This window comes from Microbacterium tumbae (assembly GCF_054780175.1).
The window spans coordinates 684,845-697,089 of sequence record NZ_BAAGWV010000002.1 but is presented as its reverse complement, the minus strand read 5'-3'; the positions used below and the strand labels follow the sequence as shown (position 1 = coordinate 697,089).

Below are 12,245 nucleotides of genomic sequence, written 5' to 3'. Positions count from 1 at the left end.
CCCGCGCGTCAGCAGGACGCGCTCAGTCCGTCCCGTCCGGGTCGTAGTCCTCGGGGAGCTCATCCGGCCCCGTGCAGCCGCCCTCGGCGGGGATCGAGGTGATCGCGCCGACGAGGTTGCGGTCGCTGATGACGTCGTTGGAGCTCACCACGGAGGTGTCGACGTACAGCTGCACCGCGGGATCCCGGCCATAGGTCGTCAGTCGCAGATAGGGCGTCTCCGAGGCGTCGACGAGCCAGTCGACGCCCTCCAGCGTCACGCACTGCAGCTCGCTCGTCGGCGCCGGCTTCTCCAGACCGCAGGTGAGCAGGATGCTCGAATCGGTGGTCCCCCAGGCGCCGGTCGCCTGCGCATCCGTCCAGCGGCGGTCCTGGCCGGCGAGCGTCGTGATGTTGCGCAGACCGACGGTCACCTCGGCGCACAGCGGGTCGTTCGCGTCCGGCGCCGGCTCGAGGTGCACCGTCGTGGAGCATCCGGCGAGCAGCCCGCCCCCGAGCAGCAGCGCGGCGGCGAGGGCGAGACGGGAACGCATGTCTCCAGGCTACCTTTGACAGCATGCCCTCCCGTTCCGCAGACGACGATCCCCGCCTGGAAGATCTCTCCGAGGGGAGCATCCTGAGGGCGATCCTGGCGCGGACCGCGCCGGGCGCCCATACGCTGCTCGGCCCCGGCGACGACGCCGCCGTCGTCGCCGCGCCGTCCGGCTCCGTCGTCGCCACGACGGACACCCTCGTGCACGGGCCTGATTTCCGGCTCGCGTGGTCGAGCGGATACGACCTGGGCTGGAAGTCGGCGGCGGTGAACCTCGCCGACATCGCCGCGATGGGGGCGAGGCCGACGGCGCTGCTGGTCGCCCTCGCCGTGCCGAAGACCCTGCGCCTCTCGTTCGTCGAGAGCCTCGCCGACGGCTTCCGCGAGGCCTGTGCGGCGCTGGCGCCCGGCTGCGCGGTGGTGGGCGGCGACCTCACGGTCTCCGAGGTGCTCACGATCGCGGTGACTGCTCTCGGGGATCTGGAGGGTCGTGAGCCGGTCACGCGCGGCGGAGCCCGCCCGGGCGACGTCGTCGCGATCGCGGGCGAGCTGGGACATGCGGCGCACGGCCTGGCTGTGCTCTTCGGGCGCTTCAGAGACGGCGCGGATCCCGTCCCGATCGACGCGGCTCTGCTGGGGCCGGGGGAGGCGGACGCCGTCGCGGCGCAGCTGCGTCCGAGGCCGCCGATCGGAGTGGGTCCGGCCGCGGCGATGGCCGGCGCGACGGCGATGATGGACATCTCCGACGGTCTGGCCCTGGATGCGGGGCGGATGGCGGATGCGTCCGGGGTCACGATCGCGCTGACCTCCGCCGCTCTCGGCGCCGATCCGGCGCGCGCCCTGTCCGGGGGCGAGGACCACGCCCTGCTCGCCACGTTCCCGCCCGACCGGCTCGCACCGGGCTTCCGCGTCATCGGCGAGGTGCGCGAACGCGCGGACGCCGACGTGCTGTGCGACGGGGAACGCGTTGATCCGGACGGCTGGGATCCCTACCGGGACTGGGACTCGGCGACCGGCTGAGCCCACCACACCGCGGTGTCTCCGTAGGTCCGCTCCCGGACGAGCTCCAGACCCGCTGCGGAGAACTCCGGCGGCGTCGAGCGCCTGGCCCGCTCCACGACGATAAGCGCATCCGGTGAGAGCAGCGGCCGCAGCGCCACGAGATCGGAGCTCATGGCGGCGTCGTCGAGGTCGTAGGGCGGGTCCGAGAACACCAGGTCGAACACGCCCTGCGCCCGGTGCAGGAACGGGAGCACAGTGCTCTGATGGACGGTCGCGGGCCGCCTCACGGCGGAGGAGACCGCCTGCGCGTTACGGCGGGCGACGCCGGCGGCGACCCTGGCCGACTCCACCAGGTCGGCCGACGCCGCGCCGCGGCTCAGCGCCTCGAGGGCCAGCGCCCCGGAACCGGCGTACAGGTCGAGCACGCGGGCGTCGACGACGGCATCCGCCGAATCCAGCGCCCCGAAGAGCGACTCGCGGACGCGATCGCTGGTGGGACGCGTTCCGCTCGCGGGCACGGTCAGGCGTATGCCCCCGGCGTCTCCGGCGATGATCCTCGTCACCCGTTCACCCTATGGCACCCGGGTTCGCCGGCCGTTCTGCAGGACGTGCCGGCTGTTATGCAGGAGCTGGCGGCTGTTGTGCAGGAGCTGGCGGCTGTTGTGCAGGACCGCCGCATGCGGGGGGCACTGCCTCGACGGACGCAGGGATATTCTGCGGAAGATCGGCTCATGGTCGCGGGCGGAGGCCGATCGGTCCTGCAGAACGGCCGGAGGCTCCTGCAGAACTGCCGGAGGCTCCTGCAGAACGGTCCTGATGCTCCTGCAGAACGGCCGGTACTTCCTGCAGAACGCGCGGATGGTCCTGCGAACGGCTCCGGGCCTGGCGTGTCCGTGTCGTTCTCTAGACTCGTTCGCATGTCCCTGAGTCTCGACGCGCCGCTCAGCGAGGCGCTCGGCGACAAGGCCGCGAAGCCCCTCGAGAAGGCCTTCGGCATGCAGACCGTCGGCGAGCTGCTCTCGCACTACCCGCGTCGCTATGCCGATCCGGGCGAGCTCACGCCGATCCTGAACCTCCCGCTGGGCGAGATGGTCACGATCGTGGCCGAGATCCGATCGGCGGGGGTCCGCGTGATGCGCAACCGACCAGGCGCCATGCTGGAGCTCGCGATCAGCGACGGCGTCGGCCAGATGTCGTTGACCTTCTTCGCGAAGAACAAGGGCCAGGCGGAGTGGCGGGCCCAGGAGCTCAGGGTCGGGCGACGCGGCGTCTTCTCGGGGAAGGTCGGCGAGTACCGGGGCCAGCTGCAGCTCGCGAACCCGCAGGTGGAGCTGTTCGACGACGAGGAGGAGGCGCGCAAGCGCGCCGACGCCCGCGCGGCCCGTCCGATTCCGATCTACCCGGCGACCGCTGCCGTGACGAGCATGGCGCTCCAGCGACACATCGAGCGCGTGCTGCCGCTCGTGGACGCCGTGCCCGATCCGCTCTCCGAGGACATCCGCCGCAAGGAGGGACTGCTGGACGCACGTACGGCGCTGACGCAGATCCATCGCCCGGAGAATCGCGACGAGATCGATCCGGCCGTCCGGACCCTGCGCATGCACGAGGCGATCGTCCTGCAGACGGCGCTGCTCCAGCAGCGGGCGCTGGTCCGGACGATGAGCGCGACGAAGCGGCCTGCACACGAGGGCGGTCTCCTCGAGCGCTTCGACGCCGCCCTGCCGTACGAGCTCACCTCCGATCAGCGGGACGTCGGAGAGCAGGTCGCCCGCGACCTCATCGCCGACTGGCCGATGAACCGGCTGGTGCAGGGCGAGGTCGGCTCGGGGAAGACCCTCGTCGCGCTGCGGGCGATGCTCCAGGTGGCGGAGTCCGGGGGACAGGCTGCGCTCATCGCGCCCACGGAGGTCCTCGCGGGGCAGCATCTGCGCTCGATCACGAAGATGCTCGGCCCTCAGCTGGCTCCTCTCGTCATGCCGACGCTGCTGACGGGGCAGATGTCCGCGCCTGAGCGCCGCAAGGCTGCGCTCAGGGTCGCATCGGGGCAGGCGCTCATCGTGATCGGCACGCACGCGCTGCTGGGGGAGAAGACCACCTTCGCCGATCTCGGACTGGTCGTCGTGGACGAGCAGCACCGCTTCGGCGTGGAGCAGCGCGAGGCGCTGCGCGCGAAGGGCTCCAGTCCGCACGCCCTCGTCCTCACGGCGACTCCCATTCCCCGGACGGTCGCGATGACCGTCTTCGGTGATCTCGACACCTCCGTCATCCGCACGATGCCGGCCGGACGTGCCGGCATCGAGACCTTCGTCGCCCCGCTCGCCGAGCATCCGGGATGGTTCGCGAGGGTCTTCGAGCGCGCTGCAGAGGAGGTCTCCCAGGGGCGGCAGGTCTTCGTGGTGTGCGCGGCCATCGACACCGCGGCGAAGACCGCGGAGACCGGCGATCAGCCTCCCGCTCCGGAGGGGGCCGCCGGCCCGCGGTGGGGTGTCGTGCAGCTCGACGAGGCACTGTCCGCGCATCCGCGCATCAGCGGACTCCGCAGGGCCGTGCTGCACGGGAAGATGTCGGCGGACGAGAAGGACGCGGTCATGCAGGCCTTCGCGCGCGGCGAGATCGACGTCCTCGTCGCCACGACCGTGATCGAGGTCGGCGTGGACGTGCCGAACGCCTCGACGATGATCATCCTGGATGCCGACCGCTTCGGCGTCTCCCAGCTGCACCAGCTCCGCGGGCGTGTCGGACGAGGCGGCGTGCCCGGTCTGTGCCTGCTGGTCACCGAGGCGGAGGAGGGCACGGTCGCGCGTGAGCGCGTCGAAGCGGTGGCCGCGACGCTCGACGGCTTCGCGCTGGCGGAGGTCGATCTGGAGCTGCGCGGCGAGGGCGATGTGCTGGGCGCGCAGCAGTCCGGGGTGCGATCTTCGTTGAAGCTGCTGCGCGTGGTCAAGGACACAGCACTGATCGCGAGGGCGCGCCGGCTCGCCGAGGACATTCTCGAGACGGATCCGCTGCTGGACGGCCATCCCGGGCTGAGAGCGGCGATCGACCGACGGGTGAGCGCCGAGGATCGCGCAGCGCTGGCGAAGAACTGAGGCGCACGCGGTGCCCTAGGCTTGGGGGCATGCGATGCACCGAGCGATCGAAGGAGTCGAAGTGAGCAGCCGGATCGCTGTCGTCCCTGGTTCTTTCGATCCGCCCACCCTCGGGCATCTCGACGTCATCCGCCGGGCGGCGGTGCTGTACGACGAACTCCATGTCCTGGTCGTGCACAACCCCGGCAAGGAGGCGATGCTGCCGATCGCGCAGCGCCTTTCCCTGCTGGAGCGATCGATCGCCGAAGACGGGATGCCGGGGAGGATCGTGGTCGGCTCCTGGAGCATGGGTCTGCTGGTCGACTACGCGCGCGAGGTCGGTGCGGGCGTGCTCGTGAAGGGCATCCGCTCGCAGATCGATGTGGCCTACGAGTCTCCGATGGCGATCGTCAACCGCCACCTCGCGGACATCGAGACCGTCTTCCTCCTTCCGGATCCCGCGCACGCGCTGGTGTCGAGCTCGCTGGTGCGCCAGGTCGCCGGCCTCGGCGGAGATGTCTCGCCGTTCGTCCCCCCCGCGGTGGCCGAGTTCCTCGACACCGGAGCGCGCGGACTCTGAACGCCGGTAGAATCGCAGGGTGAGATCCCGTCTGAACGGACCATTCGTCCTGCCCGCCCGCGACATCGTCCGCCATCCGGGCGAGATGCGCGAGCACGCGTTCTCCGTCCCGCTCTCCGAGCAGTGGGGCGAGGGGATCGTGTCCCTTCCGGCCGGTTCGGAGATCGATCTGGATGTGCGTCTGGAGTCCGTCCACGAGGGGATCCTGGTGTCCGGGACGGCCGACGGCACCTACGCCGGAGTGTGCGGACGGTGCCTCACAGACATCTCTGCGCCCGTCGAAGTCGAGTTCCAGGAGCTTTTCGCGTATCCTGGTGAGGAAGAAACTGACTTCGAGGTTCAAGACGACCACGTGGATCTTGAAACTCTCGTCAGGGATGCGGCCGTGTTGTCGCTTCCATTTCAGCCGGTGTGTCAGCCGGATTGCCTGGGTCTTGACCCGATCACGGGCGAGCGGCTGACCGAGAGCACCGGCGCGGAGACCGCCGCTCCCATCGATTCTCGATGGAGTGCGCTCCGACAGATCACAGACCAGGGGAGCGCGGAAGACACCCGCGCGCCCGAGAACACAGAAGAGAGTTAGCCATGGCTGGTAACCCCCCGAAGCGCAAGGTTTCCCGTTCCAACACCCGCTCGCGTCGCGCGCAGTGGAAGGCGGAGGCTCCCGCCCTCGTCAAGACCGTCGAGAACGGCAAGGTCGTCTACAGCCGTCCGCACCAGGCGAAGGTCGTCACCGACTCGCAGGGCACCGAGCTGTTCCTCGAGTACAAGGGCCGCAAGGTCGCCGACGTCTGAATCACGGTCGCACGATCGTGACGGAGGTCCCCGGGGGGACGGCGCCTCTCGCAGTCAAGCTCAGGGTCGATATCGACCCTGAGCTCTTGGCGTTGGCGCTGACGCACCGTTCGTACGCCTACGAGCAGGGCGGCATTCCGCATAATGAGCGCCTCGAGTTCCTCGGCGACTCGGTGCTCGGCCAGGCGGTGACGGTCATGCTGTTCACTACGCATCCCGACCTCGACGAGGGCCAGCTCGCCAAGCGTCGTGCCAGCGTCGTCTCGACCGTGGCCCTGGCGGAGGTCGCCAGAGGCATCGGCCTCGGGGACTTCCTGCTGTTAGGGCGCGGCGAGGAGCAGACCGGCGGGCGGGACAAGGACTCGATCCTCGCGGACACCATGGAGGCCGTCATCGGCGCCACCTATCTGTCCGCGGGGCCGGATGCCGCCACCGAGCTCGTGCTCCGGCTCACGGAGCCGCTGCTCGCCGACCCCGAGCGATACGGCGCGGCGATGGATCCCAAGACGAGCCTGCAGGAGCTGGCTGCCCGCGTGGGCGCTGCCCCGCCGCTGTACTCGGTGGAGTCCAGCGGCCCTGACCACGATCGCCGCTTCATCGCGACGGTCGTCGTCGGCGACGTCGCCACGACCGGCGAGGGAACGAGCAAGAAGAGCGCCGAGATGGCCGCCGCGCTGACGGCCTGGCGCGTCATCAGCGAGCGTGCCTGAGCTCCCCGAGGTCGAGGTCGTCCGCGCCGGTCTCGCTCCCGCGGTCGTCGGTGCGATCGTCACCGGCGTCTCCGTGCTCGACGAGCGGGCGCTGACCAGGCATCCGGCCGGGGCTGCGGACTTCGTCCGGCTCCTCGAGGGTGCGACGATCGCCGCCGCGTCGCGCCGCGGCAAGTTCCTCTGGATGCCGCTGACGAGCGGCGACCGCGCGCTCACCGCGCACCTCGGCATGAGCGGCCAGATGCTGCTGCGGGCGCCGGACGCCGTCCAGGAGCGTCACGAGCGGATTCGCATCGGGATCGAGCATCCCCGCCATGGCGAGCTCGCGGTGGTCTTCGCGGACCAGCGCACCTTCGGATCGCTGGCCGTCGACGGTCTCGCCTTCGACGGCGCGGATCGCGTCCCGACCCAGGTGCTGCACATCGCTCGCGATCCGCTCGATCCGGGGTTCGACGATGCGGCGTTCATCGCGGCGGTGCGGCGCCGTGCGAGCGCGATCAAGCGGATCCTGCTCGATCAGACCCTCGTGAGCGGGATCGGGAACATCTACGCCGACGAGTCGCTGTGGGCGGCGCGGATCCACCCCGAGACCGAGGGGCGCACTCTCTCGGTCCAGGCGGTGCGGCGCCTGCTCGGCGAGGTCCGCCTTGTACTTGAGAAGGCCCTCGCCGAGGGCGGGACGAGCTTCGACGCCCAGTACGTCAACGTCAATGGACAGGCCGGCTATTTCGCGCATTCCCTGAACGCCTACGGTCAGACCGGCAAGCCGTGCCGTCGGTGCGGAACGGAGATCCGCCGCGAGGCGTTCATGAACAGGTCATCGCACTACTGCCCGCGGTGCCAGCGGCGTCGGGGCTGATCACACCGTCGGGAACGATCGGGCGAGCAGCGGGCGCGTCATCCGGGCGCTGAGCCAGACTAGACCGATGCCGGCCGCCACCACGCCGGCGATGGTCACGAGTGACAGCGGTGCCACGATGAGCGCGATCCCGACCAGCGGGAAGACGAGGACGGCGGCGCAGAGCGCGGAGCCGAGCGCGGTCAGCAGCAGCGGGGACATCACGGCGCGGCGTCGCGCCCGCTCGACGGTCTCCACCGGCATCCCCAGGAAATGCAGGCTGCGGTGCAGTTCGCGCTGGTCGAGCACATCGGCCGCCTGGTTCACGCCGACGGATGCCGCGACCGAGAGGAATGTGCCGATCAGCGTGATGATCAGGCCGGTGCGGATGTCCGTCGTCAGGGTCGAGCCGGATGCGTCCTCGGATGCACTCATCGTGTTCAGCAGCGACACTCCTGTGCCCGCGAACACGGCGATGAAGCCGGCCATCGCGACGCCGCCGATCTGACGCCAGATCGCCTTCGGCGACTCGAGGACCATCCGTGCGGACAGCAGGCGCTCTGGCGCCTCGGCGCGCCTCAGCTGGCGGCGCGCCTGCACGGCCACGGCCCACGGGCCGATGAGATTCAGTACGGCGAGGGCTGCCGCGAACAGAGCCGCGATGACGGTGATCGTCACGATGAGACCCGCGGCGCCGGGGATCAGCTGCATGCCGAGGAAGGCCGCGCCGATGACGCCCGCCGCGATCAGCGCCCGCAGCCAGTGCAGACGGGGTGCGTCGGAGCGCATGCGCACTCCGAGCGGGGAGATGATGACACGGCGCAGGCCGAGCGCCGCGCTGATCGCCGCGAGGGCGACGAGACCGAGGAAGACCAGCGCGACTTCGAGGGGCGGGAGCAGGACGCCGTCGATGCCCAGGACCTCGCCGCGGAAGCGGATCAGCGCGATCGCGGGCGAGAGGGCGAGATAGCCGAGGATCCCGCAGAAGGCGCCGATCGCGGCGACGAGAGCGGACTCGAGCACCGTCGCGATGACGACGCCGGCCGGGCCGACGCCGAGCAGACGCAGCGTCGAGAGCCGCTCGTCGCGGCGTCGTACGGAGAGCCGTGCGGCCGCCGCGCCGAGGGCGGTCAGCGGGACGACGAGGAGGACGAGGGCGATCGCGGCGAGCGCCTGATACAGCCCTGCCTCCGGGTCCGTCCATCTCCAGAAGGTCTGTGCGCCGCCCAGCACCGTGAGCACGAGCATCGTCACGGCGCCGAAGGCGACGATCGGCAGGACCAGCACAGCGGTCTCGCCCTTCGCGGGCCGAAGAAGCAAGGCGAGCACGCGCCCGTTCATGCGGCGACCTCGGCGTCGACGACGACCCCGTCGCGCATGCGGATGGTCCGAGAACAACGAGCGGCGACGTCGGGATCGTGGGTGACCACCACGAGGCTGCGGCCCTGACCGGCGGTCGACCAGATCAGGGCGTCCATGACCTCGGACGAGGTGCGCGAGTCGAGCGCGCCGGTGGGCTCGTCGGCGAAGACGAGCTGCGCACCGGTGACCTGGGCGCGGGCGATCGCCACCCGCTGCGCCTGGCCGCCCGACAGCTCGCCGATACGGCGATCCTCCATCCCCGAAAGCCCCAGCGCGGCGAGCCACCCGCCGGCCTGTTCGAGTGCGACACGGCGAGGGGCGCCGTTGATCATCACGGCGAGTGCGACGTTCTCGATCGCGGTGAGCTCGGGGATGAGCAGTCCCTGCTGGAAGACGAACCCGAACGCCTCGCGCCGCAGCCGTGAGCGCGCGCTCTCGCCCAGGCCGGTGACGTCGACCGTGAGGCCGGACGACGGGGTGAGCATAACCGTCCCCGCGTCGGGCGTCGTGATCCCTGCGAGCAGATGGAGCAGCGTCGTCTTGCCCGAACCCGAGGCGCCCATGATGGCGACCGCCTCGCCGCGACGGACGACGAGGTCGACGCCCGCGACGGCGCGCGCGGGGCCGAAGGACTTGTGCAGGGCATGGGCGACGAGGACGGGAGCGTTCATGTCTCCAGCCTCGTCGCCCGCGCATCGGCGGTCATCGGCCCCGTGGATGATCCGCGTACATCGGACGGATGACGCTCAGAGCCTCTTCTGCCAGGCTCCCGCGAAGGATGCCGGCACGAATCCGATGGCCTCGTTGATGTCGAGCATCGGCCTGTTCTCCTCGGCATTGAACGTCGAGACCCTCGGCGAGCCCGGGGCGATCGAGTGCCAGCGCAGGAGGTTCGCGCACTTCACGATCGTGCCGAGCCGTCTCCCGCGGTGCTCCTTCACGACGAGCGTGCCGAACTGATGCGTGATCCCTGCCGGATCGGACCCGATGACGAGCTCGTTGTAGGCGACGAGCCGTCCGGACGGCACGTGCTCGACCGCTGCCACGGAGACCGTGCGTCCGGCGTCCGCGAACCGTGCGTCCCTGCGCACGATCCGCGCCTCGTCCCAGGCCTCCTCGTCGATGTCGAGATCCCCGCTCGGCACATCCGTCGCCATCCGCGAGATGACATCGGCGTAGCCGGCCCGCAGGGAGGCGGGCGTAGGCAGCGTCCACTCGACGACACGGTAGTCCGCGCCGGCATGCGCGATCGCCGTCGCGAGCATGCGTTCGACGAGATCGAGAGAGCCGTCCATCGGCAGGATGCTGTGACGCTCCACCTGCTCGAGCGCATAGCCGTTCTCCGCGAGCAGGTCGCTCAGCCTCGTCGGAGCGATGGCACCCCATCCGGTCCCGGGCGTCGCCATCCGCTCCGAGGGAGTGGCGGGGTGCAGGGTCCAGGACTGCAGCGATGCGCGACCCGCGCGACGAGCCGCGGATTCGGCATGCTCCAAGAGCTCCTGCTCGACGCCGGTGCCCCAGTGCTCCGGGGCGATCATGAGATCGAGCGTCCCCGAGGTCGCGCCCTCCTCGTTCGGGAGGATCACGACGGCCGCGCCGACGATCTCCTCCTCGGCGCGGGCGACGAGGCCGCGGCAGGTCCGGTCGGTCTGCTCATGCCAGTCCGGGAGCTGCTCCTCGGCCGTCTCCGCGTGATCGTCGATCCCCGCGTCGAGGGCGGCTTGGAGATTGCCGAGCCGCACCATCGCGAGGAACTCGGCGGCGTCCGCGGCATCCGGCGTCGCGGGGATCACCAGATCGGAGATGAGGAAGCCGGTCATGACAGGTCCTTCCGCCATGCGCCCTCGTATCCGATCGGCACGAATCCGATGGCCTCGTTGATGTCGAGCATGGGACGGTTCTCCTCGGCGTTGTAGGTGATGACGCGGGGCGAGGCCGGCTGGCGTTCGCGCCAGGACAGCAGCCCCGCCGCCTTCACGAGCATCCCCAGCCGATGCCCGCGATGCGCGGCGAGGACGAGCGTGTCCTCCTGGTGCGTCGCCGAAGCGGGGTCCGGTCCGATGGAGAGCTCGTTGTAGGCGCACAGCTCGCCCGTGGCCATGTGCTCCGCGGCGGTGACGAGCACCGTGTTGCCCCGCTGCAGATGCCGTTCGTCGTGACGGGCCACGCGCTCGGCATCCCAGATCTCCGACGGCATGTCGAGGTCGGCGTCCGGCGCGTCCGTGGACATGTGGTGCTTCATCCACGCGTAGCCGTCGACGTGCGCGGTCGGCGTCGGCAGCATCCACTGCACGACCCGGTAGCCGGCAGCGCGCTGGGCGGCATCCGCGAGCAGGGCGCGAAGCCGTCGTTCCCGAGCCGGCGACCACGCCAACTCGCTCACGCGCTCCACCTGCTCCAGCGCGAAGCCGTGGCGCAGCAGGAATCGGGCTGCGTGATCGCGCGGCACGGCGCCGAATCCGTTCGGAGACGGGAGGGCGTCCTCGTCGGCATCGCGGTGCTCCGCCCAGAGCAGCAGGCGCTGCACTCCGGCGTCCTGCGCCGTCCGCTCCACGTGCGCGAGCGCGGCGGTTCCGATGCCCTGCCCCCAGGCGCGGCGTAGGAGGTTCACCGTGAAGAACGCGGTCCGCCCGCCCTCGTCGGCGACGACGTTGAGCACGGCGACGCCGATCATGTCAGCGCCCTCGCTGACATACCACTGCCGTCTGCTCATGTCGGCGTCCGAGAGCAGCAGGGGCTGCAGGGCTTCGGCGGTGACGACGTCGTCGTCGCGACCGGTGGTCTCGACGAGGGAGGCGTTGCGCACCTCTGCGTAGGACTGGATCAGCGCCGACGGCGCCGCATCCGCCCGTGCGGGCAGCACGAGCGGATGCAGCGTCGCGGTGTCGGTGAGCGGGAGGCTCATGTCGGCTCCTCGCTTCGTCAGCGCAGCTGACGCTGCAGGTCATACGTGAGCACGGCGATCGCCTCACGCTGGGTGAGCAGAGGAGCGCCGGGGAAATGAGACGCCACGTCGATCGGCGGATGCTCGGCCCGACGCCGCGCGCGCTGCGCCCGCAGGAGCAGCCAGAGGCCGATGCGGAGGGACAGCCGTTCGGCGAGAGCGAGCTCTGCGCGGTCGACGGGGACGGGGATCTCCAGGATCTCGAACTCCTGGGGACACGGCGGGTGTGCGGTGCTGCGATGCAGCTGTGCGATGGTCACGATTGCTCGTTTCTGTGGGTGAGGGGTGATGGGTGGGAGGTGCGCCCTGACGCACGACGCCGGTGCGCCAGGGGTGGGCCGACGGAGCGCCAGGGGGGTGAGGGAGGCCGGAGACGCCGAGGACGGCGCCGGACGGCGGAGGACGACCATGACCC

At 70.6% G+C, this 12,245-nt stretch carries 14 protein-coding genes; 7 read left to right on the top strand and 7 right to left on the bottom strand.

From position 1 onward, the window contains the following. Positions 1–22: 22 nt before the first annotated feature. A complete protein-coding gene (locus tag ACYVGQ_RS10710; RefSeq protein WP_460784602.1) occupies positions 23–532 on the bottom strand; it encodes a DUF3515 family protein in 510 nt (169 codons plus the stop codon). A 23-nt stretch (positions 533–555) separates the two neighbouring features. Here ACYVGQ_RS10710 and thiL point away from each other — a divergent pair, with 23 nt between their 5' ends. Then, on the top strand, positions 556–1,551 hold the full coding sequence (gene thiL, locus ACYVGQ_RS10705) for a thiamine-phosphate kinase (RefSeq protein WP_460784601.1): 996 nt from the start codon (positions 556–558) through the stop codon (positions 1,549–1,551). Here thiL and rsmD read toward each other — a convergent pair. Next, complete coding sequence (gene rsmD, locus ACYVGQ_RS10700; protein ID WP_460784600.1) at positions 1,521–2,096, bottom strand: 16S rRNA (guanine(966)-N(2))-methyltransferase RsmD; 576 nt, start codon at positions 2,094–2,096, stop codon at positions 1,521–1,523. The two genes, thiL and rsmD, sit on opposite strands and share 31 nt — an antisense overlap. A gap of 354 nt (positions 2,097–2,450) precedes the next feature. Between rsmD and ACYVGQ_RS10695 the strand changes: the two genes are divergently transcribed. The 6 genes from ACYVGQ_RS10695 (at position 2,451) to mutM (ending at position 7,545) form a co-directional block, all read left to right on the top strand. Beyond that, entirely contained in the window at positions 2,451–4,622 is a 2,172-nt protein-coding gene (locus ACYVGQ_RS10695) for an ATP-dependent DNA helicase RecG (protein ID WP_460784599.1), read from the top strand. Positions 4,623–4,683: 61 nt separating this feature from the next. Beyond that, positions 4,684–5,181: a pantetheine-phosphate adenylyltransferase gene (coaD, locus tag ACYVGQ_RS10690; protein WP_460784598.1), complete on the top strand. Its 498-nt coding sequence runs from the start codon at positions 4,684–4,686 to the stop codon at positions 5,179–5,181. An 85-nt stretch (positions 5,182–5,266) separates the two neighbouring features. Further along, positions 5,267–5,764: a YceD family protein gene (locus ACYVGQ_RS10685; RefSeq protein WP_460784845.1), complete on the top strand. Its 498-nt coding sequence runs from the start codon at positions 5,267–5,269 to the stop codon at positions 5,762–5,764. Positions 5,765–5,766: 2 nt separating this feature from the next. Next, positions 5,767–5,976: a 50S ribosomal protein L32 gene (rpmF, locus tag ACYVGQ_RS10680; RefSeq protein ID WP_050721097.1), complete on the top strand. Its 210-nt coding sequence runs from the start codon at positions 5,767–5,769 to the stop codon at positions 5,974–5,976. A 17-nt stretch (positions 5,977–5,993) separates the two neighbouring features. After that, positions 5,994–6,686 (top strand): ribonuclease III, encoded by a 693-nt coding sequence (gene rnc, locus ACYVGQ_RS10675; RefSeq protein ID WP_460784597.1) that lies wholly within the window; start codon positions 5,994–5,996, stop codon positions 6,684–6,686. Next, entirely contained in the window at positions 6,679–7,545 is an 867-nt protein-coding gene (mutM, locus tag ACYVGQ_RS10670; RefSeq protein ID WP_460784596.1) for a bifunctional DNA-formamidopyrimidine glycosylase/DNA-(apurinic or apyrimidinic site) lyase, read from the top strand. The genes rnc and mutM overlap by 8 nt, the downstream gene beginning before the upstream one ends. On the opposite strand, the gene ACYVGQ_RS10665 is transcribed toward mutM, so the two are convergent. The 5 genes from ACYVGQ_RS10665 to ACYVGQ_RS10645 all read right to left on the bottom strand — a co-directional run bounded on the left by ACYVGQ_RS10665 (position 7,546) and on the right by ACYVGQ_RS10645 (position 12,090). After that, positions 7,546–8,865, bottom strand: coding sequence for an FtsX-like permease family protein (locus ACYVGQ_RS10665; RefSeq protein ID WP_460784595.1), 1,320 nt, complete (start codon positions 8,863–8,865; stop codon positions 7,546–7,548). Next, positions 8,862–9,557, bottom strand: coding sequence for an ABC transporter ATP-binding protein (locus tag ACYVGQ_RS10660; protein WP_460784594.1), 696 nt, complete (start codon positions 9,555–9,557; stop codon positions 8,862–8,864). Before ACYVGQ_RS10660 ends, ACYVGQ_RS10665 begins: the two co-directional genes overlap by 4 nt. Positions 9,558–9,632: 75 nt before the next feature. Next, positions 9,633–10,706: a GNAT family N-acetyltransferase gene (locus ACYVGQ_RS10655; protein ID WP_460784593.1), complete on the bottom strand. Its 1,074-nt coding sequence runs from the start codon at positions 10,704–10,706 to the stop codon at positions 9,633–9,635. Next, a complete protein-coding gene (locus ACYVGQ_RS10650; protein WP_460784592.1) occupies positions 10,703–11,791 on the bottom strand; it encodes a GNAT family N-acetyltransferase in 1,089 nt (362 codons plus the stop codon). Before ACYVGQ_RS10650 ends, ACYVGQ_RS10655 begins: the two co-directional genes overlap by 4 nt. Before the next feature lie 17 nt (positions 11,792–11,808). Then, positions 11,809–12,090: a hypothetical protein gene (locus ACYVGQ_RS10645; RefSeq protein WP_460784591.1), complete on the bottom strand. Its 282-nt coding sequence runs from the start codon at positions 12,088–12,090 to the stop codon at positions 11,809–11,811. Between the last annotated feature and the right edge of the window lie 155 nt (positions 12,091–12,245).